Below are 25,466 nucleotides of genomic sequence, written 5' to 3'. Positions count from 1 at the left end.
ACGACTTCAAAATTCGACCAAGACAATAAGAACGCCCGGGAAATGGGCGACCTGCGCGCCTGGGCAAAAGCCGGCGATCTTCAAGACCATAGCGGGCGAGATCGCGACGCCGAACATAATCAGGGAGTGAAATCGTGAGCACATTCAACATAAGCCGTCGGACACTTCTTGCCGGCGCCGCGGCTGTCCCGATCTTTGGGATCATCACGCGCCGGGGCGATGCCGCCGAATTTGGCTACAAGCTCGCCACAGGCCAGGACCCGACCCATCCGGTCAACGTCCGGGCGCAGGAAGCGTGCGACCGGATCCGCGAGGCGACGAACGGGCGCGTCGACATCAAGTTGTTCCCGGCCAACCAACTCGGCTCGGACACCGACCTGCTGTCGCAGGTGCGGAACGGCTCGGTCGAGTTCTTCAACCTCGCACACTCGATCCTGTCGACTTTCGTGCCGGCATCCAGCCTGCCCAACACCGGCTTCGCCTTCAAGGATTACGATGCCGTCTGGAAGGCCATGGACGGGGCGCTCGGCGACTATGTCCGCGCCGAGATTGCTAAGACGCCGATCACGACCATCTGCAAGAGCTGGGATAACGGCTTCCGTCAGATCACCTCCTCGACCCGTGAAATCAGGACGCCCGAAGACCTGAAGGGCTTCAAGATCCGCGTGCCCCAAGCACCGATGCTGACCTCGCTCTTCAAGGCGCTCGACGCCGGCGCCGCGCCGATCAACTTCAACGAACTGTACTCGGCGCTCCAAACCAAGGTCGTGGAGGGCGAAGAGAACCCGCTGCCGATCATCGCCACGACGCGCCTCTACGAGGTTCAGAAGTCCTGTAGCCTGACCGGCCACGTCTGGGACGGCTACTGGATCCTCGGCAACAAGCGCGCTTGGCAGAAGCTGCCCGAGGACCTGCGCGCGATCGTGACTAGGGAGTTCGACCGCTCGGGTCAGGATCAGCGGGCGGACGTGGCCAAGCTCAGCGCCTCTCTGCGCACGACCCTGACCGAGAAGGGGATCAAGTTCATCGACGTCGACCGCGAGCCCTTCCGTGCCGCCCTCGCCAAGACGAGTTTTTACAAGGACTGGAAGGCGAAGTTCGGTGAGGTCGGCTGGAGCCACCTCGAAGCCGTATCCGGCAAGCTCGGTTGAGGGTGGGGTGTCATGCACATCGATATCGCGGCCGCCGCCTCTGCCGAGGCAACACCCAGTCACGGCCTGCATGGGCCCCCGCTGAGCGGTCACCCATGGCTCAGGAGCTCCGACCGGTTCCTCGGTCATCTCGTCGAGATCCCGGCCGCCCTGCTGGTGCTGGCCGAGATCGGGGTGCTGCTCGCTGGCGTCGTGAGCCGCTACGTCTTCCATGAGCCGCTCGTCTGGTCGGACGAACTCGCCTCGATCCTGTTCCTGTGGCTCGCCATGCTGGGCGCCGTCGTCGCCTTCCGCCGCGCCGAGCACATGCGCATGACGGCGATCGTCGCCATGACCGGACCTCGCACCCGCGCCTTCCTGGAGACAGTCGCGCTGGTGGCGGGCCTGATCTTCGTCAGCCTTGTGCTGCACCCGGCCTACGAGTTCGCGGCCGAGGAAATCTACGTTCAGACGCCGGCCCTTGATCTCAACAATGCGTGGCGTGCCGCCGCCCTGCCGATCGGCCTCGGGCTGATGCTGCTGGTCGCCGTCATCCGACTCTTCGAAACGGCCGATTGGCGGATGACGGCCGGCGCACTGGTGCTCGGCGTTGCAGTTGCAGGTGGGCTCGTCGCCCTCCAGCCGTGGCTGGCGGGGCTCGGCAACCTCAACCTGCTGCTGTTCTTCGTCCTCGGCGTCGGCGCCCTCGTGTTCTCCGGCGTGCCGATCGCCTTCGCGTTCGGTTTGTCGACCTTCGCCTACATCACGCTGACCACCAACGCCCCGTCGATGGTGGTGGTGGGGCGCATGGACGAGGGCATGAGCCACCTGATCCTGCTCGCCGTGCCACTGTTCGTGTTCCTCGGCCTGCTGATCGAGATGACCGGCATGGCCAAGGCCATGGTGGGCTTCCTGGCCAGCCTGCTCGGCCATGTCCGCGGCGGCCTGCACTACGTGCTGGTCGGCGCCATGTACCTCGTCTCCGGCATCTCCGGCTCCAAGGCCGCCGACATGGCCGCCGTCGCCCCCGTGCTGTTCCCCGAGATGAAGGCCCGCGGTGCCAAGGAGGGCGACCTCGTCGCGCTCCTGGCCACCACCGGCGCGCAGACCGAGACGATCCCGCCCTCCATCGTGCTGATCACCATCGGCTCGGTCACCGGCGTGTCGATCACCGCCCTGTTCACCGGCGGCCTGATGCCGGGCCTCGTGCTCGCCGCGACGCTCTGCGCCCTGGTCTGGTGGCGCTACCGCCGCGAGGACCTGAGCCACGTGGCGCGCCCGTCGGGCCGCGTCATCGGCCGCGCCTTCCTGGTGGCGATCCCGGCCCTCGCGCTGCCGTTCGTGATCCGCTTCGCCGTGGTCGAGGGCATCGCCACCGCCACCGAGGTCTCGACCATCGGCATCGTCTACGCGGCGCTGGCGGGCTTGCTGGTCTACCGGCAGTTCGACTGGCGGCGGCTCTACCCGATGCTGGTGACGACCGCCGCCCTGTCGGGGGCGATCCTGCTGATCATCGGCGCGGCCACCGGCATGGCCTGGGCGCTGACCCAGTCGGGCTTCTCGGAAACGCTGGCCGTCGTGATGAAGGGCCTGCCCGGCGGCGCGCTCGGCTTCCTGTTCGTCTCGGCCGTCGCCTTCATCATCCTGGGCTCGGTGCTGGAGGGCATCCCGGCGATCGTGCTGTTCGGCCCGCTGCTGTTCCCGATCGCCCGGGCGGTCGGCGTGCACGAGGTCCACTACTCGATGGTGGTGATCCTCGCCATGGGCATCGGCCTGTTCGCCCCGCCCTTCGGCGTCGGCTACTACGCCGCCTGCGCCATCAGCCGGATCAATCCCGATGCCGGGATGCGCCCGATCGTCGGCTACATCGTGGCCCTGCTGGTCGGGCTGCTCGCCATCATCCTCGTCCCCTGGTTCTCCATCGGCTTTCTCTGAAGCCATACGACCGGGGCGAGCCTGCCCGGGCGGCCGCGATGCCGTCCGGACCGCCGCTGCGCATCCTGACTCCACCGCCGAGTGCCCTCAATGACCGATACGCCCAGCCCCACGCTCACGGCCCGGATGGCTGACGCAATCCGCTTCCTCGCCCTCGACGCGATTGAGCGGGCCGGGGACGGCCATCCCGGCGCCCCGCTGGGCTGCGCCGAGATCGCCGTGGCGCTGTTCACGCGCCATCTGCGCTGCAACCCGGACGACCCGGTCTGGCCCAACCGCGACCGGTTCGTGTTGTCGAACGGCCACGGCTCGATGCTGCTCTACGCGGCGCTCCACCTCGCCGGCTATGCCGGCCTGCCAATGGAGCAGATCCGGCGGTTCCGCGAGCTCGGCGCCCACACGCATGGCCACCCGGAGATCGCGCCCGAGCTCGGCATTGAGGCGACCACCGGTCCCCTGGGGCAGGGCATCGCCAACGCGGTCGGCATGGCGGTGGCCGAGGCCAAGCTCGCGGCCGCCTTCGGCCCGGAGCTGGTCGACCACCGCACTTACGCCCTGGTCGGCGACGGCTGCCTGCAGGAGGGTATCGCCCACGAGGTGATCTCCCTCGCCGGCCATCTGCGCCTGGGGAAACTCACTTTCCTGTGGGACGACAACCGCGTCACCGACGACGGCTCCACCGACCTGTCGATTTCGGAGGACGTGCGCGCGCGCTTCCGCGCCGCCGATTGGCAGGTGATCGACGCGGACGGCCACGACGTCGAGGCGGTCTCGGCCGCGATCCGGCTCGCCCAGGGCGACCCGCGCCCGACCCTCATCGCCTGCCGGACCGTGATCGGCCGCGGCCTGCCGCGCCTCGAGGGCCAGCGCGGCGCCCATGGCGGGCGCGTGCTCGACAGTGACTGCGCCGAGGCGCGGTCCGCCAGGGGCTGGGACTACCCGCCGTTCACCGTGCCGGCCGACGTAGCGGAGGCGTGGCGTCGGGGCGTCCGCGAGCGCAACCGCGACGCCTACGCAGCCTGGGGGCGCCGCCGGGAGGCGTTGCCGGCCGGCGCGCGGGCGGAGTTCGACCGGGTGTCCGACGCCCGCCTGCCCGAGGGCTGGAACGCGCGGCTCCGCGCCCTGCGCGACCGCCTCGCCGAGGCGGGTGAGGCGCGCTCGAGCATTGAGATCTCCGCCGGGATCGTGGCCGAACTCTCCGACACCATCCCGGAGCTGTTCTCGGGCGCCCCGGACCTGGAGGGGCCGACGAGGCACAAGGGCGCGCTCCACGCCTTCACGGCCCAGGACCGGTCCGGCCGCTACCTGCATTACGGCATCCGCGAACACGCGATGGGCTCGATGATGAACGGCATCGCGGCCCATCGCGGCCTGGTGCCGGTGGGCGCCACCTACCTCGTTTTCTCCGACTACATGCGCCCGTCGCTGCGCATGGCGGCGCTGATGAACCTGCCGGTCATCACGGTCTACAGCCACGATTCGATCGCCATCGGCCGCAACGGCCCGACCCATCAGCCGGTCGAGTACCTCGCGTCACTGCGAGCCATCCCCAACATGCTGGTGCTGCGCCCGGCCGACGCGGTGGAGACCGCCGAGTGCTGGGAGATCGCTCTTGCCAACCGGACGGGCCCGAGCTCGCTCGTCTGCTCGCGGCAGGCGCTGCCGGCGCTGCAGCGGTCGAGCGCCGGGGAGAACCGGAGCGCGCGGGGCGCCTATGTGCTGGCGGAGGCCGAGGGCCCGCGGCGGGTGACGCTGATCGGGACCGGATCGGAGGTCGCGCTGGCGCTCGCGGCCCGCGACACGCTGCAGGCGGAGGGCGTACCGACCGCGGTCGTCTCCATGCCCTCCTGGGAGGCCTTCGCGGCGCAGGAAGCGGCGTATCGCAACCGCGTCATCCCACGGGACACAGTGCGGGTCGCGGTCGAGGCCGCGCTGCGCTTCGGCTGGGACCGCTGGATCGGCGAGGATGGCGGCTTCGTCGGAATGACCGGCTTCGGCGCCTCCGGCGCGCCGGAGGACCTGTTCCGCCACTTCGGCATCACCGCGGAGGCGGTGGCCGGGGCCGCGCGGGCGCGCCTGCGCTGAGGCGCGCCGGACGGCTCAGATCATGCCGGCGCCGCCGGTGCGCACGATCCGGTCGCGCTGCTCGGCGTAGCGCCCGGCCGCTGCGCGGCGCATTGCTCCGCCGAAGCGCCCGGCGATCTGCGCGAGAAGCGGCGCACCGTTCTCGATGCGGAGGCCGACGAGGTTGGCGAGGGTGGTCATCGTGCGCGATCTCAGTCAGGCTAGGCGGGACGCCCGGCGTGTTGCGATGCAATATGAATTGGTTCGTCGGCGTGCGTGAGAGGCGACACAGGCGGGCTGTCATGCAGCGAAATCATGGAGGCGAGGGTCATTGTTAACCGGTTCGTGCGCCGAAGCCGCGCCGCGGTCGTCTCCAAGAGTGCACTGCAGTCGTCGATGCTCACTGAACCCTCAAACCGGACTTTAGATTGGCCCGGCGCCTTTGCGAGCGCAGCGAAGATGGTCAGCGGCGCCGCGCTGCCGGGGTCGCGCTGCCCTTGGCCGCTTCGCTGCGCTCGCGGAGGCGGGCGCCATGTCAACGAGGCTTCAACCGCAGCGCCACCGCTCGTCAGCTACGTGGCAGATATGCGAGTTTAGCCCGCCGCGTTCGACGTCATCCTGACCAGCAATATGTACGGCAACATCCTTTCGAACCTCGCCAATGCCCTAGCGGGGAGCCTCGGGCTTGCCTCGGCCCTCAACGTGGGCCACGCCTGCGCGGCGGCGAATGCCGGGCACGGGTCCGCGCCGGACATCGCCGGGCGCAACATCGCCAACCCGCTGGGCCTGCTGCTGTCGGCCGCCGCCCTGCTCGACTGGCACGGCGGCAGGACCGGGCGGGAGAACTTCCGGACCGCGGCGCGCGGCATCGAGCAGGCCATCGACCGAGCGCTCGTTAATCCGGCGACGCGCACCGGCGATCTCGGCGGTGGGCTCGGCACGCAGGCTTTCGCGGAGGCGCTATGCGATGAGGTCGAGCAGCGGCTTCGTCGAACTCAGTAGGTCTTCAAGCACCGGAAACCGGAAGACCGGCTTCCCACCCGAAGCCAAGGTTGGTGGACGGCTGGCCAATGGCTGCTTCCGGGCATCGCCAAAGACGGTCCGAGCGGCTGCTGTGGGTTGGTAAGAGGCCGTCCGCTTTTTCGGTCGGGCTTCTCAGAAGCGGCCGGCCCGGGCCACTGGCTGCCGAAGACCGCCTGCTTGTGCGTCTCAGTTGGGTGAAGCGGATCTTCCCGTTTCTGGTGCTTAGAGCTCTATCGAGTGTGACGAAGCCGCCGCTCGACCTCGTCGCACAGTGTAACAGCGAATGCCTGGGTCCCGAGCAGTCCGCCGAGATCGCGGGTGCGAGTTGAAGGGTCTCTGACTAGATGATCGACAGCGGCATTGATCGCCGCAGCGCCCCGCCGAAGGTCGGACCGGTCGTGACGGTCCGCGAGCCATTCGAGGAGCATCGCAGCCGACAACATCAGCGAGCATGGGTTGGCTTTGTCCTGGCCCTGGATGTCGGGCGCTGAGCCGTGCTGGGCCTGGGCCACGCAGTGGCGCTCGCCCGCATTGATCGCGCCGCCAAGGCCGAGGCTGCCCGACAGTTCAGACGCAAGATCCGAGAGGATGTCGCCGAACATGTTGGTGGTCACGATCACGTCGAAACGGGCTGCATCCCGCACCAGCATGGCAGTCATCGAGTCGATCAACTGATCGTCGGTGGCGATGTCTGGGTAGCCTTCCGCCACCCGGCGGCACTCCTTCAGGAACAGCGCGTCCGACATCTTGAGGACGTTGACCTTGTGGACGTAGGTTAGCTTCCGCCTGGGTCGGGTCCGAGCGATCTCGAAGGCGGCCCGCGCGACGCGCTCTGACCCTTGGGCGGTCACCTTGCGCATGGCGATGGCGACATCCGGGGTCGGCATGAACTCCCCGGTGCCCATGTGCATGGTCCGGTCTGCGTAAAAGCCCTCCGTGTTCTCGCGGACGATCACGAGGTCGAGCGGTGTGCGGCCGTAGTAGGCCAGCCCTTCCCGCGAGCGGCACGGCCGGATGTTGGCGTAGAGATCGAGTTCGCGTCGCAGCAGCGCCGAGCCGTTGATCCCACCCTGCTCACGGGCCGGGTAGTCAGAATGCGAGACCGGCCCGAGGACCATTCCGTCCGCCGCGCGGGCGCGTTCCAACACCGCCTCCGGGAAGGTCGAGCCGTCCTTGGCGAGCCGGGCGAGCCCGATCTCGTGCTCCTCGAAAGTGAGCCCTAGGGAGAGGGTACGGTCCACGCTCTCCAGCACGCGGCGGGTGGCCTGCGAGATCTCGGGGCCGATCCCGTCCCCCGGCAGAACAACGAGGTGCATGAGCGTTTCCCTGGGTTCGTCGGTAGATTGCCGCCTTACACTCCACCTCTCGCATCAGGCAGAAGGCGCAAGGAGGAATTCGCGTTGCGGGGCGCAGCAGCTTTGTACCCTATTGCGACAAAGGTCGGCTCTGCTTCGGGTTGTGGACGGTGCTAGCGCCTATGTCTACTTCGATGCATCGGGCATCTGGAAGCGGAAGGGTAGGAAACCACTCGACTAGGACACTCGACAAGACATCGCTGCTGGCGGTTTCTGACCGAAAGCCGCCCTGCTGGTTTCGATTAGGCGATAGGGGCAAGAGGACGATGTCGTCCACTTGTAGCTAGATAATTCAAGCACCAAACTCCGGAACTCTAGGAAACGACACCGATCGGCCACGGCACAAATTCGTTCTCGCCGGCGCCATTGCGCTCGCTCTTGGTCTTCTCCCCCGATGCATGACGCAGGAGCTGTGTGAAGATACGGCGACCCATCTCGGGGATGTCAATCTCGCCGTCGATGACAGCGCCGCAGTTGATGTCCATGTCGGCAACCATACGCTCGTACATCGGCGTGTTCGAGGCGAGCTTGATGGTCGGAGCGGGCACCGAGCCGAAGCAGGAACCGCGACCTGTGGTGAACATGACCATATTGGCGCCCCCAGCAATCTAGCCGGTCGCCGAGGCCGGGTCATAGCCCGGCGTATCCATGATCACCAAACCCTTGGCCGTCACCGGCTCAGCGTATTTGTACACCTCCATCAGCGGCGAGCTTCCACCCTTCTTGGCGCCGCCGAGCGACTTTTCCAGAACGTTCGCCAAGCCGCCGGCATTGTTGCCGGGGCTGACCTTGCCGTTGATCTGGCAGTCGCGGCCTTCGTTGTAGGCCAGCCACCACGCTATCCGGTCGAGGAACTTCTGGCCGACCTCGGGAGTAATCGCACGCGCGGTCAGGGTGTGCTCGACGCCGAACAGCTCGGATGTCTCCGAGAGGATCGCGGTGCCGCCGTGGCGAACCAAGATGTCCATTGCCGCGCCTAAAGCCGGGTTAGCCGACAAGCCGGAAAAGCCGTCAGAACCGCCGCACTGCATGCCGATCGTCAGGTGTTCGGCCGAGACCGGCTCTCGGCAAACTCGGTTGGCGACGGGCAGCATCTCAGCCACCAGCGCCTTGCCCGCTTCCACTGCCTTGCGAAGGCCGCCGCACTCCGACACCACGAGCGTCTTGAGGCGCGGTCCGACCCGCAGGCCCTGTTCGCGCAGGAGGTCGTCGAGGGCGTTGTCCTCGTAGCCCTGCGCGATGAGCAGGGCGCCAGCAGTATTAGCGTGCCGGATGTAGCCGCCAAGTGTGCGGCGGAGGAGGTCCATAGATTCGCCGGTGCGTTCCATGCCGTCCCCCATCTCGTGGATGTACGGCACGACGCCGTCGACCATCGGGTAGGTACCGAGGCGCTCGGCATCGAAATAGTTGGCGATCTTGCGCGCCGCGGTGGCGGCGGAGTTGCCGACCACGAACACGCCGACGTAGTTGCGGGTCGCGACCCGTCCGTCCGGCCGGACAATCCCTTGAAAGGTCGCCCGCTCGGCCTGCGGCACGAACTCAGTGGGCCGGTAGTCCCGCGAAAAAGCGTAATCCTTCTCCACGGCGTCGAACAGGATGTTGTGACTGTGCATGTGGGTGCCGGGCGGGATGTCAGCCGGTGCGTAGCCGATCACAGTGTTGTACTTAAGAACTGGCTCGCCGCCGCGAATTAGGCGCGCTGCAATTTTGTGGCCGGAAGGCACGGCGTTGCGCGTCGTCAGGCCCTCGCTGGGGACCGAGGTGCCTTCCGGCACCGGCATGCGTGCAACGACGACGTTGTCGCGTGGGTCGAGGCGGATGAAGGGGTTGGCAGCGGTCTGGGTCATGGCTCTTTTACTCGATTGCAAAGCGATCAGGCGAGCACGCCGATCGGCCAGGGGACGAACTCGTTCTCGCCCATCCCCGCCTCCTCGCTCTTGGTCGCCTCGCCGGAGGCGTGGCGCAGCAGCTGCTCGAAGATCGCCCGACCCATCACCTCGACGCTCTGTTTCCCGTCGAGGACCGGTCCGCAATCCACGTCCATGTCGTCTTCCATCCGCGCAAAAAGCGCCGAGGTCGCGGCGAGCTTGACGGTCGGGGCCGGCAGTGAGCCGAAGGAGGAGCCGAGGCCAGTAGTGAATGCGATCAGCGTCGCGCCACCCGCGATCTGCCCGGTGACTGAAACGGGCTCGTAGGTCGGCGTGTCCATGAAGACCAAACCGTTCGCGCCAACGCGCTCGGCATAGCGGTATACAGCTGCGATCGGCGCCGTACCCGCCTTCTTGACCGTCCCACGCACCTTCTCCAGCAAGTTCGACACACCCGCCGCCTCAGACGCCCGGCCGACGCGGCCGTTGGCGAGGATGTCCTTGCCGGCTCCGTACTGCCTCCACCACTCGACGCGCTCGTCAAAGGCGTCGGCGACCTGCGGTGTGGCGGCCCGGAGCCGGAACTCTCCAGCAAGACAGGCCACCTCCGGCGTGCCGGATAGGACCGCAGTGCCGCCGTGACGGACAAGCAAATCTACCGCGTGGCCAAGTGCTGGATCGGCCGAAAAACCCGAAAAGGCGTCAGTACCGCCGGACTGAAGGCCGAGGCGCAGGTGCGCGACCGAGACCGTCTCGCGCCGCGCGGCGTTCGCCGTGGGCAGCATTTCGCGGACGTACCGCTTGGCAGCTTCAACCGCGTTGGTGATGCCACCGACCTCCTGGATCGTGACGGTGCGCAGCTTATCGCCGACCGCGAGCCTTTCCTGCTCTAGAAAGGCGCCCAAGTTGTTGCGTTCACAGCCAAGCGCCACGATCACGGCGGCAGCGATGTTCGGGTTGCGAATGAAGCCCGAAATGGTTCGGCGCAGGAGGTCCATCGGCTCGCCGGTCATCTCCATGCCGCAGCCAATCTCGTGCACAAACGGCACCACGCCGTCGACGTTCGGATAGGGAGCGAGAAGTAATTCATCGAAATAGTCTGCAGATTTGCGGGCTACCGTTGCCCCGCAATTGCCCACGACGAATAGTCCAACGTAGTTGCGCGTGGCCACATCGCCGTTCGGGCGAACGAACCCCTGAAAGGTTGGCCGGTCTGCCTCATCCGAGATTGAGGGCGTTCCTTGGCGAATGGGCGTAGTCGCGCTCAGCGCCGCCGGTTCCGGCAAGTACAGATCTGCTGCGGCTAGATGCTCACCGGGCAGCATGTCGCGGGAAGCAAGCCCGATCACTGCCTCGCCCTTGACCACCGGCTCGCCTGCCTGAATGGACCGCGCCACGATCTTGTGGCCTACGGGTATATCACCCGTGATTGTCAGACCCTCTGAACTGGCGCTTGCGCCTGCAGATAGTGCCACCCGTGCCAAGACAACATTATCGTGTCTGCCCACGCGCAAAACAGGATCGCCGATGGTCTGCACGGCTCGTCCTTCCGATACTTTGTTCTCAATACGTTGCAATTAACAGTGCCCACCGATGCCGGGCCAGACTAAATTTTGCATCGTTTCGATGCAACAGAAGCATCAATCGACGATGGCGGGTAAGTGGCCAATTACGGTGGCTCGATGAGATCAAGGAACGGCGACAGGGCTGGGTTGCGGTTTGCCGGTCGCCAAAGCGCATGAAACTCGGCGGCGATGGAAGGGCCGAGCTTGATCGGCCGAAACACGACGTTGTCGAAACAGGCGTTGCGGGTCTCTTCCGGCACCACACCGATGCCGAGGCCGGTGCTCACCAGTGATAAAATCGCCTGCGCTTGAGCCATGTGCTGTACGTAGAGCGGTCGGACGCTCGACATCTTGAAGGCCGCCAAGAGCAGATCGCGCATGTAGCGACCACCCTCCGAATACATGATGAACCGCTCGCCATGGAGCTGTTCCAGGGTTGGTCGCCGCCGCCTAGCCAGCGGGTGATCAAGGGGCAAGGCGAGGGAGAAGCCGCCCCGCATTATGCAGCGGGAGTTGATGCCGTCCGGGCATGTTATCGGCCGGGCGATCCCGACATCGATGCGACTGAACGACAGAGCTTCGGGCTGCTCAATTGAGGTTAGCTCTTCGAAGGCAAGGTCCACATGCGGAAGGACCTCTCGAGCCCGCACCACGATGCCCGGCAGCAGGCTGTAAGTAGTGGCTGCGACGATGCCAATCTTTAGCTGGCCGCGCGCGGTCTTCGCAGCATCCCGAACGATTTTGGCAGCCTCCTCGCTGCGTTCCAGGATCGCCTTCGCCTCGACCAGAAAGACGCGGCCTGCTGGTGTGAGGACGACGGAGCGACTCGTCCGTTCGAATAACGAAGCTTTCAGCTCGCGTTCGAGCATCTGGATCTGCCGACTGAGCGGTGGCTGCGTCATGTTCAAGCGCTGCGCCGCACGCCCGAAATGGAGTTCGCGCGCCACCTCGACGAAGCAGCGCAGCTGAGCCAACTCGAACATCGATGCCATCCGCGTATTGATGCGATGCAATTTTAGTTTTGGACGTGGATCGATGTCCAGACTACCTTCCGAGCACCGCCATTCAGAGCGGGAAAAATTGGCACGGACAGCGAGCGGTTATCGACGGCCTTCGGACCGGATTGAGGGGCCGCTCCAAGTATTCGTGCGAGGAGGGAAGCCATGCCAGCCGACATCGCACGCGCAAAAAGTCGTTACAGATTTGGCGTTCTGGCCCTGATCACGATTCTGCTGGCGCTCAGCAGCGGCGATCGTGCCACCCTAGCGATCGCTGGCCCAAATATGTCGAAGTCGCTCGGGATCGATCCGATCCAAATGGGATGGCTCTTCTCATCTTTCGCCTGGGCCTACGTTCTTGCTCATCTTCCCGCTGGTTGGATCGTCGACAAGATCGGCGCCAAAACTACGATCTTAGCCGGTGTAGTTTTATGGTCACTGATGACGTTTCTAATGAGCGGCGTCGGTCTCGTCGCATACCCGTTCCTGGCGATGCTTCTTCTGAGATTCCTACTTGGTACCTTCGAGGCGCCTGTGGGACCGGCGGCCGGACGCATCATCGCGGCGTGGTTCCCCTCCGCCGAGCGCGGCAAAGCCGGCGCGATCTTTAATAGCGCGCAGTACGTCGCGCTCGTCATTTTCACGCCCCTGATGGGCTTCCTCGACCACCGCTTCGGTTGGGAGCACATCTTCAGCGTCATGGGCGTGGTCGGTTTCGTCTTCGCGGTCGCTTGGGCGATCTTCTACTACGCTCCAAGCGAGCACCCGAGGATTAGCAAGAGCGAACTCGAACTCATCCAGTCCGGCGGCGGGTTGATCGAACTCAGCTCGAAAGCGCAAACGACCTCGCCTGGACACACCGGCCCGTCGTTCTCTGACATTGGCGAGCTGTTCCGCAGCCGGATGCTGGTCGGCGTATTCATTTCTCAGTATTGCATCTCATCCATTACGTGGTTCTTCGTGTCGTGGTTCCCGAGTTACCTCGTCAAAGGACGTGGCTTCTCGGTCTTTGATGCGAGCCTCGTCGCGACCATCCCGGCGATCGCCGGCTTCGTCGGCGGCGTCTCCACCGGCTTTATTTCTGATTGGCTGCTGCATCGAACTGGATCGCTGTCGATCGCCCGCAAGGTGCCGATCACCATCGGCCTCATCATGAGTTCGCTGATTATCGGCTGCAACTACGTCGACTCGACCGCCGTCATCATCTTCCTGATGAGCGCTGCCTTCTTCGGCAAGGGCTTCGGCTCACTTGGGTGGACTATCGTCGCCGACACGGCGCCAAAAGAGATTGTCGGCATCACCGGCGGCGTCTTCAACGCTCTGGGCAACACCGCTGGCATCGTGACCCCCTTGGCCATTGGCTACATCCTGTCCGCGACCGGATCGTTCAATGGCGCGCTCCTCTACGTCGGCCTGCACGGCCTCGGAGCGGTGCTCTGCTATTGGTTTATCGTCGGACCGATCCAGCGCCTTGAGATCCGCAAGGGCTCACGCCTCGCCCAAGCCGAGGCTGTCCCGGCCGAATGACGCGGTAGCGCCAGCTCTCACATCCTCACAATTGTCGAAGGAGATTGTTCCATGACCGGTACGACGACGTTCCCCCGCATCATCGCCAGTCCGCTCGCCGCGGGACTGGCGCCGGGTGAGGCCACTACAGACCGGATCGCGTGGGTCAAGACCTCGCTGGTATTCCTGCCGCTCGCCGCCCCGATCAGCGATGCGAAGGTGCTGACCGGGCGCCAGAAGCCGCTTACCGAGATCGCCTTCCTGTTCGCCGAGATCGAGACCGAGCGAGGCTACAGCGGCATCGGCTACAGCTACTCAAAGCGCGCTGGAGGACGAGGCCAGTTCGTCCATTCCCAGGAGATTGCGGACGAATTGATTGGTGAGGATCCGAACGACATCGCCCGCCTCTGGGATAAACTCGCGTGGGCCGGCGCTTCGGTCGGACGAAGTGGTCTCGCCACACAGGCGATTGCGGCCTTCGACATCGCGCTCTGGGACTTAAAGGCCAAGCGCGCCGACCTGCCGCTGGCCAAGCTGCTGGGCGCCCACCGCGACGCCGTGCGCTGCTACAACACCTCGGGTGGCTACCTCTCGATGCCGATCGAGGAGGTGAAGGAGCGCATTTCGATGGCGCTTGAGAAGGGCATCGGCGCGGTCAAGCTGAAGGTCGGCCAGCCCGACCCGATGATCGACCTGCAGCGCATCGAGGCGGTGCGCAACCACATCGGCGACGTGCCGCTGGCGATCGACGCGAACCAGCAGTGGGATCGGACCACGGCGCTCCGCTTCGGCCGAATCGCCGAGCAGTTCGACCTTACCTGGATCGAGGAGCCACTCGACGCCTACGACTACGAGGGCCACGCCGCGCTCGCGCGGGAGCTCGCAACCCCGATCGCCACCGGCGAGATGCTGACCAGCGTCGATGAGCATTACGAGCTGATCCGCCACGACTCGGTCGACTTCATCCAACCGGACGCGCCGCGGGTCGGGGGCATCACCCCGTTCCTCAAGATCATGGCGCTGGCTGACCACAAGAAGCTGCGTCTCGCGCCGCACTACTGCATGGAGATCCACCTCCACCTGACCGCTGCCTACGGCCGCGAGCCGTGGGTCGAGCACTTCGAGTGGTCTGAGGCGATGTTCAACGAAACCCTGGAGGTTCGGGACGGGCGGATGATCGTCCCGAACCGCCCCGGCCTCGGCTTCAGCCTCTCGGAGCAAGCTCGCGCCTGGACGCAGGCGACCCACGAGGTCGGCAAGCGCCGCTGATCCTTTTGGGATCTGGCGCCGGCAGGTGATGCCGGCGCCCTGGACACTCGAACCCACTGATCCGCGACGGCCACCGGCATCGGCCAGTCGCCCTGACGGAGAAATTGCGATGGAAGACCCAAAAAGAATCCCGGTGTCGCGGGAGGTGATCGAGCGGTTGAAGCACTGCACTAGCGGCTCGCTCACCACGGAGCTGTTCAAGAAGGGCCTGCGCCAGTGCTTCCTCGTCGGACTCAGGCCGATGAACCCGAACGCGGTTAAGTTCGCGGGCGAAGCCTACCCGATACGCATGATCCCGGCGCGCGAAGATCTCGACACGATCGACACCCTCAAGCCGCACGCCAACCCCGACAACCTCCAGTGGGAGGCGGTCGAGAATATCCCCGAGGGCCACGTCCTCGTCATCGACAGCCGCAACGATCCCCGCGCGGCCTCGGCCGGGGCGATGCTGCCGACCCGCCTTAAAGTGCGCGGCGCGGCGGCGATCGTCACGGACGGCTCGTTCCGCGACGGCGTCGAGCTGGCACAGCTCGATTTCCCCGCCTACGCGCGCGAAGTGGTCGCCTCGACTCGGCTGTCCTACCACCGGGTGGTCGACCTGAACGTGCCGGTGGCCTGCGCGGACGTCGCGGTATACCCCGGCGACATCCTGGTCGGCGACGGCGACGGCGTCACGGTGATCCCGCGCCATCTCGCCGCCGAGATGGCGGACCTGTGCGAGGCGCGCGACGCTCTGGAGAAGTACCTGCACTACCGCGTCGCCGCGGGCGAGGGCCTGTACGGCGTCTACCCGCCGACCAACCAGATCCGGGCCGACTATGCCGCCTGGAAGGCGGCTGGTGCCAAACCCGAGGACGCGCCGAAGATCCGCGCCGGAGGCCGCGATGCCGCATGATCTGACCCCAGCCGCGATGGAGGCGACGATCCGGCGCTACTTTGACGCCTGCAACGCCGCCGACTACGACGCCCTGATTGCCTCGTTCACGCCGGACGCGGTCCATTACTTCCCACCCGGCCTACCGGGCGCGCCGTGGCGCGGGGCCGAGGCGATCGCCCGCGGCTGGATTTGGTGCGTCGAGACGTTGGGCTCGCAGTGGACGATCGAGCGGGTGCTGTGCTCCTCGACCGCGCCTGAGGCGGTGATCGAGTGGACGCATTGGAAGAACAAGTCCGGCACGGTGCTGCGAGGCGACGAGTGGTACGTGTTCGACGAGGGGAGCGGCCGGATCAGGGAGATCCGTGCCTATTATGCGGCCTCGGCCGACCCGACGCTGAAGATCTCGCAGCTCCATAAATTCGATTATGCGGGTCGCGGCTATCACTTGGCGTCGAGCGGATCGTCAACCTGACCAAAGGAGGAACGGACGTCATGCAGTACGTAATCGTAGCGCGGGACGCACCTAGTGCCCTTGAGCGCCGCCTTGCGGCACGCGGGACCCACATGGAGGGCATCCGCGCCCGCAAGCAGGTGGGTGAGATCGTCGACGGCGGCGCGATCCTCGACGAGGACGGCCACATGGTCGGCTCTATCGTGATGTGCGAGTTCCCGGACCGCGCGAGCCTCGACGCGTATCTCGCCGACGAAATTTACGCTCGCGAGAAGATCTGGGACGACATCCAGATCTACCCATTCCGTCGCGTGGATTGGTCCGCGCTCATGGGACAGACAGTTTAGAGGCAGTCCGAGCGGTTTGCCGCCGGTAGGATGGTATCCGATTGCACGCGGATCCCCTCTCCCGGAGGGCTGACGGACACACGCGTCGGAACCCGACACTCGCCCGGGCGACGCCTCATTGACGTTGTCTTCGACCCTGAACCTGCCGGATTATGCCAAGCATGCGCGTAAGATGCGCGCCGTTCACAGCGAGCTGTTCTCGACCGTGCCGGCCAGCAAGCAGCCGTCGCTGCGCCACTACTTCGCGGCTGCGATCGCTGCGCTCACGCGCCGGCCGAAGCTGACGGTGGCGGACCAATGCAAGCTCGGAGCCGCCTGCATGGGCCTGCTGGAGGAGCCTTCGCCACCGACACCCATGATCGCGAAGTGATCGCCTGGGTGGCCTCGACGGGCGGGGTCACCGGTCAGATGGTGCGCGATCTCATGCTGACCGCGTGGAGGTGCGCTTCACCGGCCTGCGCACCACCCATCCCGTGCAGTGGCTGGCCGATAACGGCTCTGCCTTCACGGCCGCCGAGATGCTGTCCTTCGCGGCAGCCCTAGGTCTCGTGCCCTGCTTCACGCCGGTGCGCTCGCCCGTGAGCAACGGGTTGAGCGAGGCGTTCGTCAAAACGCTCAAGCGCGACTATGCCCGCGTCCAACCCCGTCTCGACGCCGACACCGCCCTGGCACGGATCGGCGCCTGGATCAAAGAAACCCCTTGCCAACGGAGAGCCGTCCACACACGGCCAGTTCCGGTCATAGCCGTGATTGCTGCCTCTCCGGACTCGTGGCGATGGACGCTCAGAACCATTCGCACTGTGCCCCCTCGCTCGCGCAGCTCGGCACCATTGACAATATGAATTAAATCCTATAGTATCGGTATCATCGCCCCTTGTTGTCGAGGCCCGACATGACGCGATCGCCGCACTACCGAACGCGCAGGTCCTTGGCACCCAAGCTAGGCGACCAAACCACTCCAACGCGTACACCACCAGCAAGGGGTCCCAAACGGGGCCCCTTCTTCTTTGCGAGGTTCACCATGAGCAGGGCTGAATTCTTGACATCAGCCGACCACTCCGCCGCGTTCGGCACGGCGCAGAAGCCAAGTCAGTCGTCGATAGCCGCCACCGCTTCTACCGCCTGCGTGCGCGCCCTGAACGATGCCTTTCGGCGCAGCTTCGCTGGTGGGCAAGTGGTCGAGACGCCCGGCGTGATCGAACTGGCCGAGATTGACCGCATCGCCCTGTTGCTGGCCGTGCGCCGCTTCAGCAGCTTCGACCCCGACAACGATCCCCACGGCGAGCACGACTTCGGCGCCGTGGAGGTCGGCGGCGAGCGCTTCTTCTGGAAAATCGACGCCTACGATCGGGCGCTGCTCGGCGGCTCACCGGATCCAACTGACCCCGCGGTCACGACCCGTGTGCTCACGATCATGTGCGCCGATGAGTACTGAGGTGGTGCCCGTTCCCGAGGCAGTGCGCCCGCCCCGTGATGATTCGCCCCAAAGCGACGAGGTCACACGTCCTCAACCGCGTGGCGAGGCCGAGCTCGACGCCGACACTGAGTGGGACGAGGACTGGCCAGCCGATGATGACGGGGACTGGTCCGGTTGCTCCCACGACGGCGACCGGGAGGAGGGCTGACAATGAGCTGCCCTCCCAATCCCACGATCCCTGGCTTCGGAGCTGGTGCCGCTGATAGCCAGCTTGCCGCGTCGGCATCATCACCGACCCGCCGGCGCCTACTCACACTCATGGCCGCGTTACCGGCCTCTCAAGGACGGTATGCCGCCGGGCTCAAGCCGTCGCGATTGCGCGACCGAACTGCTCCCGACCCGACACCGCGCCTTTTCGCTGAACTGCAGGCCCGCCTGCCTGCGCGGCACCTCGGGGCCGAACCACTACGGACCTGATCCGCTCGTCAGTGACGAGGCCGCCCTCGATGCTTCGGGCCCGATGCAGATGGCGCCATCCTCGGCGGCCAGCCCAGCGCCTGCCGGACCGGTTCGCACCGCCGTGATCGGCGAACTCGAACGGCTCGGCCGCCTGCGCCGCGATGGGCACCTGAGTGAGGCCGAATTCGAGGTGCTGAAGGCCGAGACGCTCGCACAAGCTCATTCCTGAAATGCTGAAGAGCGATCGATCGAGCGAGACAATCACAAATTGAGGAGCACAAGAATGGGGATAGTAAGAGGTACGCGGCTGCCGTCGCATGTGCGTCGCTGGACCATACTGCTCGCCGCAACTGGCATCCTGCTGCCCGGCGCAACACTGGCAAGGGAGCGCGCGGAACAGCCCGCGGTCGATCAGGCGATGCGCGGGGGCGATGCGGAACTGATCACAGCTCAAGAGGCGGTGCGACGCGCTCAGGAAAAGGTGAGATCCAAGCAGCGTGTGGGTGGGCGCGAACTGAGCCAGGCGCAGGAGGAGATGGTTCAGGCCAAGGAGCAGCTGCGCGTAGTCACCACTCAAGTGGAAAATCGCCGCTCCGACACTGAACGTCAGCAGTGGAGCGAGAAGATGCGCCGTGACAAGGAAGCGGCAGACGCCCGCGATGCCGAACAGGCTCGGCAACAGCAAGACGAAGCGCGTAGGCTCGCCGAGGAGACGCGGCTGAACAAGGAGCGCCAGGACGCCGAGCGGCAACGGCAGGCAGATTCCTGGCACGATCGCCTTCAGAAGTTGGATGAGCGCAACCAGCGGCAGGCGGCGGCCGAAGCGGCCGAGCGGCAGCGTCAGCGCCAGGAGCTTCAGCGCGAGCAGGCCAAGCCGCAGAACGTCCTGATGCGGCTGTACGCGTCCTACATCGAGGTCAAGCGCTGCCATGACAGCCTGGCGGGCAAGGCGTTCGTGTACGTCGATGATCGCGACCTCGCGACGGCGCGCGAGCAGACGAAGTTCGTTGAGGGCAAGCTTCTGATCGCGGATCCTGCGATTGACCGTGATGCGGCGTGGCGTTCGGCGAACGAGAAAGACCCAGGTCGATGGCTGTTCATGGGCGGCCAGCTCGATGTCGAAGCCGGGAAACTAACCGAGGATGGCCAGGAGTTCTGCCGCGGCATGTTAGCGGCGGTGAAGGAGCAATATCTCCGCCTCAACCCTGACGCAGCGATCGTGAAGAAGGATTTCTGATGGCTGCCCGCGACCGGTAGTGAGAGGCGTGGTGACCCAGCACGCGATGCACGGGCTTTTGCGAGGGTGGCTAGGTGCCTCAGGCTTCGGTGGTCAGGTGCAGTTGCCCAACCTCATCAACCAGCCCTCGATGCCCTCAAAACCGCCTCCGAACGGCTCAATCGTGCGGAAGACGGCATCGGTAAGGGTCTGGATTAGTTGTCCACCTTGTACTCTCATCATGATCGATGTGATGCATATGGCCAAGCTCGGCATGGGGGCGAAGCGGTAAGTTAGATGCTCGGGACGACTGAACCTCGGCCTTACCCCGTCGATCGGTTGCTCGACACCTTTGGACCCGTCTTTTATGCCGTTGCCCACCGAGATGGAACGGAGCTGGGTCGTGCGATTCAACCATGTCGCCCACCGGGTGAACCCAGGTCATTTCCAGACCGTCGTGGACATGTTCGTCGGGCAGCTGGAGTTCGTCGAGTTGCGACGGACAGAACGCGCTGTGTGGTTGCGGCAGGCCGGGGCTAACGTGGATCTTCAGCTCAGCCGCAGCGACACCGGGCACCGGGATCCTGACAGGGAGCGCTCTCAGATCTCGTTTCTTAGCGACACCCCGAAAGCCGACCTCGACCAGCTGGCCTCGTGGTTCGTTGAGAGGGGACTGCCAGCTCATGTCGGTGCCTATTCCGATCGCGAGTTCTACTTGGACGTACCTGCGGCATTGGTGAATTTCGTCGTCGAGGCGATGCTGCCCGAACTTGCCGATTACGACGTCGTGGTATGACCCTTTGCCGACCTAACGCATCGCCACTCCGCGCGTCAGCTCTGTGGCCTCAAGCAGACGCTCCGCGGGTGGCCACAACGTCAGCAGATTGAGCCACATGACGAGGACCGCTTCACCGATCCTTCGGCCATTTGATGCACGTTCTCCTCATGCCCGTGGCGCACTCTTACATCCGCATGTCACGCCTCAAGCAGTTGCAGGGTGACAGCCTCAGGCGTGAGAACGAGGCCGCCGACCCGCCGCATGGCGGAGGCGGACGGCGACGAACGCCTTGCGATCAGGACCGAGGTCGCGCAGGTGCTGCGCACCACGCTCGCGCGCATCGCTTTCGGGCGCTACCGGATCGTCGGTCACTACCACGATGCCCGGCTGCGCTACCGTACGGTCCGGCCGCGGCCCAACTGGAGCCTGCCGATGCCAGCGAACAAGATAACACTGTTCGACGACGCACCGGTGATGATGGATGCCAGGGACATCGCGATTTCGGACGATATGGCCGACGTGCTGAGCACGCCTCTTCCGCCCGGGTGGGGGAAGCCGCGTCCCTAATCGCAATCTCGTATCCTTCAGGATAGTGACGCCGGTCAATCGGACCGCATGGGAAGCCGATGCCCGACATCAGTTTTCCTGAGGGATACAGGTTCCAGTCCAGGGAGATAGCGGAACCTCGACGGCAGCTCCTTGTTGAACAAACCGAGATCAAATCAGCACTACGGTGGTGCGCGCCGTGGCCTGGCTGACCGTGTCGACGTCATGGAGCTTGCGGCGATGACCAGCGAGGATCATCCCGGCGTGACGGTGGAACCGGTCGAGGCCGCGGCGGAGGCGGAGGCGGCGACCGGTCCCACGGTCGAACTCGACCTGCCCGAAATACGGTTCACGGAGAAGAAGCGCATCGGAATGCGCTTCTGCGTGCTCGCGCCCGCGAGGAAAGTCGTGGTCGAACGCGTGAGCTCGATCCGCATCTCGGCGAAACGGGACGTCGAGGTCCATCATCTCGCCACCGGCGAGAACATCGTGATTGCCGACAAGAAGCTCAACTCGATTCCGGCCGGCGTCGCGGGCGTGCTGTTGCGGGAAGCCGGACGGAAGAACCGGTGGCAGTGGCACTCCGTGCTGTCAGCATTCAAGGCGCACTTCGAGGCGGACCCCGCCGCGGTCGCGGCCTCGGTCGAGGCATCGTGGCGCGACAGGTTCCAATTCAGGACCGAAATCGTCGATGGCGACGGCAACGTGGCGAAGGGCGACGAGGGCCTGAGGCCACCCCAGATCGGGGCGCTGCATGCCGTCGGGATGCACTGGAGCGTCTTCGCCACAGAGACAGCGACGGTCGTCATGCCGACCGGTACGGGCAAGACCGAGACGATGCTGTGCGCCGTCGTCAACTACCGGCGCGGCCCGACACTGGTGGCGGTACCGTCCAACGCCTTGCGCTGGCAGACCGCAAGGAAATTTGGGAGCCTCGGCCTGCTCCGTCAACTCGGCTTGGTCGACGAGGACATTCACAACCCGGTGGTGGCCGTCGTCACAGGCGAACCGTCGACGCCGGAGGATCTGGACCTCTTCCGTGGCTGCAACGTCATTGTCGGCGTGATGACCTCCCTCGGCGGGACGGCGACCGTGGCGCTGCTCCCGGACATCGCGGCGGCGATGCGCAATCTCTTCGTCGACGAGGCGCACCATGTCGCCGCCGACACGTGGAGCGCGTTCCGGGATCACTTCAAGGCGCACAGGATCGTCCAGTTCACCGCGACGCCCTTCAGGCTGGACGGCAAGCTCGTCGACGGGCGCGTGATCTTCAGCTACCCGTTGGCGGCCGCGCAGAGGGACGGCTACTTCAAGCCGATCAGGTTCCTGTCGATCTTTCAGATCGACCCCGAGAAGGCCGACGAGGAGATAGCCGAGGAGGCACTTGCCGCCTTGCGGGCCGATCTAAACGGTGGTCTCGACCATCTCCTGATGGCCCGGTGCGCCCGTATCCCGCGGGGTGACGGGCTGCTCGCCCTATACCGGCGCCTGGCACCTGGGATGAACCCGATCCTGGTGCATTCGGACATGTCCGATCTTGAGGTGTCGCGGGCGCTGGATACGCTCCGTTCCGGGGACAGCCGCATCGTCGTATGCGTCAACATGTTGGGCGAGGGCTTCGACCTGCCGCAACTGAAGGTCGCCGCGCTCCACGACCTCCACAAGAGCCTGCCCGTCCTGCTCCAATTCACCGGTCGCTTCACCCGGAGTTCGGCCGCGCGCATCGGGAACGCCACCGTCGTGGCCAACATCGCCGATCCGAGGGTCTCCTCGAAGCTGGAGCGCCTTTACAGCGAGAGCGCCGACTGGAACCAGCTCCTCAGCGAGGCGAGCTCGAATGCCGCCCGCGAGCACGCCGAGCTGACCGAGTTCCTGCGGCAATCGCAGGATCTTGTCCCGGAAGAGAACCTGGAGGGGCTACGGATCTCGAAGAACCTGCTGCGCCCCAAATTCAGCACCATCACGTATCGGTGCAAGACCTTCACCCCGAAGAACTTTCACGACGGCGTCCCGGACAAGACGTATGTCCATGCCGCTTGGCTGAACGAGGCCGATTCGCTCGTCTATTTCGTGACGCGCAAGGAGGAGCGCGTCCGCTGGAGCAGGGGAAAGAAACTCGCCGACCGGCAATGGGACCTGTACGTCCTCCACCATGACGCGGAGGCTGGTCTCCTCCACGTCAACTCCTCGGACAAAGACAGCATGCACGAGGGCTTGGCCCGGTCGGTCGGCGGGACGGTCCGGATCGACGGGGAACAGACCTTCCGGGCCCTGGGCCGTGTCAACCGGCTGATCTTCAACAACATCGGCGTCCGCAAGCACGGCCGCCGCAACATGAGCTTCGCCATGTACACCGGCGCCGACGTCCGCGCCGCGCTGACGCTGACCGAAACGACCGGCGCCACGAAATCGAACCTCGACGGGCGCGGTTGGGAGGGCGGCGCCGTCGTCTCCCCCGGTTGTTCGGCGAAGGGGCGCGTGTGGTCGAAGGCCCAGGGCACCATCCCGCAATGGCTGAGGTGGTGCCGCCCCGTGGGGCGCAAGCTGCTCGACGCCAGCATCGACGTGAATAAGATCCTCCAGAACGTGCTGGTCCCGAAGGAGGTGAAGGGCGAGTTCCCCGACGAGCACGTTCTGTCGGTCGATTGGCCGGTGGAGACGCTCAAGACTTCGGACGAGCGCATCCTGCTCGTCAAGCACGGCATCCAGGTCCCGATGGCCTACTGCGAATGGGCGCACGAGCCGGAAGCCTCGTCGAGGACGCGAATCACGTTCCGGCTGGTGTCGGCGGGCGGCGAGTTGAACGACCGCTTCGCCCTGGAGCTTGACCCGGACAGGGGCTACCGCTTCGCGGGAGTGGACCACGTCCGGATCAGGCAAGGCCGGCTCGACATGGCGCTTGTCGACTTCCTCTACGACTACCCGTTGGTGGTGCGTTACGTAAGCCTCAAGGAACTCGAAGGCGACCTGCTCTATGAGCAGACGAGCGGAGCCCCGGCGCGGATCGAGGAACGCCAGCTCCGTCCCTGGGATTGGCATGGCGTTGACATCCAAGTCGAATCCACGTGGAAGGAGGGCGTTGAACGGCCTTGGTCGGTGCAGTCGCGGGTGGCTGCGCACTACGTCGACGAGGGTTACGACGTCGTCTTCAATGATGACGACGCGGGCGAGGCTGCCGACCTCGTCTGCCTGCGAGAGACGGGCGACGCGGTCGGGCTCGTCCTAGTCCATTGCAAGTATTCAGGCCGGCCAGACCCCGGCGAACGGGTCAAGGACGTCGTCGAGGTATCGTCGCAGGCCATCAGGTCGGCCTCGTGGCGCGGGAACTTCGACCGGCTGCATAGGCACATGATCGCCCGGTCGAGGCTGGTCGGCAACGGCACCCCGGCGCGTTCGCGGTTCCTCGCCGGATCGATCCGGCGGCTCGCCGATATTGCGAAGGCTGCCCGGATGAAACCAGTTGAGCTTGAGATCGTGATCGTGCAGCCCGGCGTGAGGCGCGCCAGACTTACGGACGATCAGGCGGTCGTCCTCGGCTCGGCGACGGCATATCTCCGGCAGACGGTCGACGTCGACCTGACGGTCATTTGCTCCGCCTGAGGGCATATCGATAGCGAAGACGAGCCTTGGATCGCCGCGCCGATCATGTAGCCAAACCTCAGGATGCTGTGGCCGCCGGGCGAACCATCCCGTCGTAACGGCAGCTGTCGGGCTTCAAGCGGCCATTCAATTGGTTTCGCCCGAAGGTCCGATGTTGGCGCATTCCAGCAGTGTAGCTGAGCATATGCCGCTAAGCTGTCGGGTCCGATCAACTGGGCTAAGCTTCGCGCTTGGCCACCATCTGAAGACCCTTCAAGCGCCGTTGCAACCCCGCGATTTCGGCCCCCAGAACGCCGGTGATCGCGTACCGCCGCTTTGCCTTTTGAGAGCCGTCCGGCCGGCGCGTCATAATCAAGATCTCGTGGACCAGTGCCCGCTGCCGCGCCTCAACCTTCGCGCGTCGCGCAGCTGCAATGGCATCCATTGGCGAGGCAGACACTCGCTTCGCCACTGCGCGCTGACGTGCCCAGGCGTGAAGCCCTTCGCCCGGCGTCGCGGCCAGGGCCTGAACCCGGCTCGGCAGCACCGTGGCTGATTCGAGGTGCTGGATCGCCCGCACGTCCCGGCTGATCAGCTTGCGCGCCGCCAGTTGCTCGGCCGCGGTCTCACCACCGTAGGAGACGAACCGCTCGACGATGAGGTGCAGGTCGTGGGTGGTGCGCGAGCGCTTGCGGCCGCTCAACGCTTCAAGCTCGGCCATTATCGTGGCTTGCAATGGGCTCGCGCTGATTCGGATGTAGGTGGCGTAGGCCAGCGCGATGGCCTCAAGGTGCTGCGCATCCGACGCCTTACGAATGTTCAAACCCGCTCGCTTCAGCCAAGCCGCGCTGTCGAGCGGCTGCGACCCGGCACCGTTGACCTGATGCAGGAAACGCTCAGCGTCAGCCGCTACGGCGTCGCGGCTGCCAGCCTCAGAGCTGACTCGACTCGATTCGGCAGGCTCAGTTGCAGACTTGGCACTCGTTGGCCCGTTGGACGCTTTCACTGGCTCGCGGCGGTTCAGCAGTCGGGCCACGGGAGAGTGGGGACGAGGTCGGTTAAACCGAAACGTCGGAACTGTGT

20 protein-coding genes and 3 pseudogenes are annotated in these 25,466 nt (G+C 65.4%); 17 read left to right on the top strand and 6 right to left on the bottom strand.

The genetic code is table 11. The features are described 5' to 3' along the window. The first annotated feature begins 134 nt into the window (after positions 1-134). The 3 genes from MMSR116_RS02260 (at position 135) to tkt (ending at position 5,150) form a co-directional block, all read left to right on the top strand. Positions 135-1,151: a TRAP transporter substrate-binding protein gene (locus MMSR116_RS02260; protein WP_010686497.1), complete on the top strand. Its 1,017-nt coding sequence runs from the start codon at positions 135-137 to the stop codon at positions 1,149-1,151. A 12-nt stretch (positions 1,152-1,163) separates the two neighbouring features. After that, positions 1,164-3,065, top strand: a complete 1,902-nt coding sequence (locus MMSR116_RS02255; protein ID WP_158168498.1) for a TRAP transporter large permease subunit — start codon at positions 1,164-1,166, stop codon at positions 3,063-3,065. A 90-nt stretch (positions 3,066-3,155) separates the two neighbouring features. Further along, positions 3,156-5,150 carry a transketolase gene (gene tkt, locus MMSR116_RS02250; RefSeq protein ID WP_010686495.1) on the top strand — a complete coding sequence of 665 codons (1,995 nt, stop codon included), beginning with the start codon at positions 3,156-3,158 and terminating at the stop codon, positions 5,148-5,150. Positions 5,151-5,165: 15 nt separating this feature from the next. Here tkt and MMSR116_RS02245 read toward each other — a convergent pair whose 3' ends face one another. Then, entirely contained in the window at positions 5,166-5,330 is a 165-nt protein-coding gene (locus MMSR116_RS02245) for a hypothetical protein (protein WP_010686494.1), read from the bottom strand. Positions 5,331-5,738: 408 nt separating this feature from the next. Between MMSR116_RS02245 and MMSR116_RS02240 the strand changes: the two are divergent. Continuing rightward, positions 5,739-6,131 (top strand): annotated as a pseudogene (locus MMSR116_RS02240) (isocitrate/isopropylmalate family dehydrogenase); the annotation flags it as partial. A 251-nt stretch (positions 6,132-6,382) separates the two neighbouring features. Here MMSR116_RS02240 and MMSR116_RS02235 read toward each other — a convergent pair. The 4 genes and pseudogenes from MMSR116_RS02235 to MMSR116_RS02220 form a co-directional block, all read right to left on the bottom strand. Further along, a complete protein-coding gene (locus MMSR116_RS02235) occupies positions 6,383-7,468 on the bottom strand; it encodes an isocitrate/isopropylmalate dehydrogenase family protein (protein WP_010686491.1) in 1,086 nt (361 codons plus the stop codon). 353 nt (positions 7,469-7,821) lie between these two features. Then, positions 7,822-9,354, bottom strand: a pseudogene (locus tag MMSR116_RS02230) (UxaA family hydrolase). Between the two features lie 26 nt (positions 9,355-9,380). Beyond that, the gene (locus MMSR116_RS02225; RefSeq protein ID WP_010686488.1) at positions 9,381-10,913 is read right to left on the bottom strand and encodes a UxaA family hydrolase; all 1,533 of its coding nucleotides are present in this window, start codon (positions 10,911-10,913) and stop codon (positions 9,381-9,383) included. A 131-nt stretch (positions 10,914-11,044) separates the two neighbouring features. After that, positions 11,045-11,923: a LysR family transcriptional regulator gene (locus MMSR116_RS02220; RefSeq protein ID WP_010686487.1), complete on the bottom strand. Its 879-nt coding sequence runs from the start codon at positions 11,921-11,923 to the stop codon at positions 11,045-11,047. A 180-nt stretch (positions 11,924-12,103) separates the two neighbouring features. Between MMSR116_RS02220 and MMSR116_RS02215 the strand changes: the two genes are divergently transcribed. The 13 genes and pseudogenes from MMSR116_RS02215 (at position 12,104) to MMSR116_RS02155 (ending at position 24,404) form a co-directional block, all read left to right on the top strand. Then, complete coding sequence (locus MMSR116_RS02215; RefSeq protein ID WP_010686486.1) at positions 12,104-13,465, top strand: MFS transporter; 1,362 nt, start codon at positions 12,104-12,106, stop codon at positions 13,463-13,465. A gap of 51 nt (positions 13,466-13,516) precedes the next feature. Continuing rightward, on the top strand, positions 13,517-14,713 hold the full coding sequence (locus MMSR116_RS02210) for an L-talarate/galactarate dehydratase (protein WP_010686485.1): 1,197 nt from the start codon (positions 13,517-13,519) through the stop codon (positions 14,711-14,713). A gap of 109 nt (positions 14,714-14,822) precedes the next feature. Next, on the top strand, positions 14,823-15,608 hold the full coding sequence (locus MMSR116_RS02205) for a hypothetical protein (RefSeq protein WP_010686484.1): 786 nt from the start codon (positions 14,823-14,825) through the stop codon (positions 15,606-15,608). After that, complete coding sequence (locus MMSR116_RS02200; protein ID WP_010686483.1) at positions 15,598-16,062, top strand: nuclear transport factor 2 family protein; 465 nt, start codon at positions 15,598-15,600, stop codon at positions 16,060-16,062. The genes MMSR116_RS02205 and MMSR116_RS02200 overlap by 11 nt, the downstream gene beginning before the upstream one ends. Before the next feature lie 20 nt (positions 16,063-16,082). Further along, positions 16,083-16,388, top strand: a complete 306-nt coding sequence (locus MMSR116_RS02195; RefSeq protein ID WP_010686482.1) for a YciI family protein — start codon at positions 16,083-16,085, stop codon at positions 16,386-16,388. A gap of 124 nt (positions 16,389-16,512) precedes the next feature. Continuing rightward, on the top strand, positions 16,513-16,758 hold the full coding sequence (locus MMSR116_RS02190; RefSeq protein WP_010686481.1) for a hypothetical protein: 246 nt from the start codon (positions 16,513-16,515) through the stop codon (positions 16,756-16,758). Further along, positions 16,722-17,083, top strand: a pseudogene (locus MMSR116_RS31665) (DDE-type integrase/transposase/recombinase); the annotation flags it as partial. The gene MMSR116_RS02190 and the pseudogene MMSR116_RS31665, both read left to right, overlap by 37 nt. Positions 17,084-17,409: 326 nt before the next feature. Next, positions 17,410-17,823 (top strand): DUF3768 domain-containing protein, encoded by a 414-nt coding sequence (locus MMSR116_RS02180; RefSeq protein WP_010686480.1) that lies wholly within the window; start codon positions 17,410-17,412, stop codon positions 17,821-17,823. A 235-nt stretch (positions 17,824-18,058) separates the two neighbouring features. After that, on the top strand, positions 18,059-18,493 hold the full coding sequence (locus MMSR116_RS02175) for a hypothetical protein (RefSeq protein ID WP_158168493.1): 435 nt from the start codon (positions 18,059-18,061) through the stop codon (positions 18,491-18,493). Between the two features lie 90 nt (positions 18,494-18,583). Beyond that, a complete protein-coding gene (locus MMSR116_RS02170) occupies positions 18,584-19,501 on the top strand; it encodes a hypothetical protein (RefSeq protein ID WP_039894456.1) in 918 nt (305 codons plus the stop codon). A gap of 346 nt (positions 19,502-19,847) precedes the next feature. Beyond that, positions 19,848-20,276, top strand: a complete 429-nt coding sequence (locus tag MMSR116_RS02165) for a hypothetical protein (RefSeq protein WP_010686475.1) — start codon at positions 19,848-19,850, stop codon at positions 20,274-20,276. A gap of 243 nt (positions 20,277-20,519) precedes the next feature. Next, on the top strand, positions 20,520-20,825 hold the full coding sequence (locus tag MMSR116_RS02160; RefSeq protein WP_010686474.1) for a hypothetical protein: 306 nt from the start codon (positions 20,520-20,522) through the stop codon (positions 20,823-20,825). 219 nt (positions 20,826-21,044) lie between these two features. After that, the gene (locus tag MMSR116_RS02155) at positions 21,045-24,404 is read left to right on the top strand and encodes a DEAD/DEAH box helicase (protein WP_010686473.1); all 3,360 of its coding nucleotides are present in this window, start codon (positions 21,045-21,047) and stop codon (positions 24,402-24,404) included. 217 nt (positions 24,405-24,621) lie between these two features. Here MMSR116_RS02155 and MMSR116_RS02150 read toward each other — a convergent pair whose 3' ends face one another. Further along, entirely contained in the window at positions 24,622-25,419 is a 798-nt protein-coding gene (locus MMSR116_RS02150; protein WP_010686472.1) for a hypothetical protein, read from the bottom strand. Between the last annotated feature and the right edge of the window lie 47 nt (positions 25,420-25,466).

This window comes from Methylobacterium mesophilicum SR1.6/6 (assembly GCF_000364445.2).
In the GTDB taxonomy this organism is placed as follows: Bacteria; Pseudomonadota; Alphaproteobacteria; order Rhizobiales; family Beijerinckiaceae; genus Methylobacterium; species Methylobacterium mesophilicum_A.
This window is presented reverse-complemented; position numbering and strand designations above follow the sequence as displayed.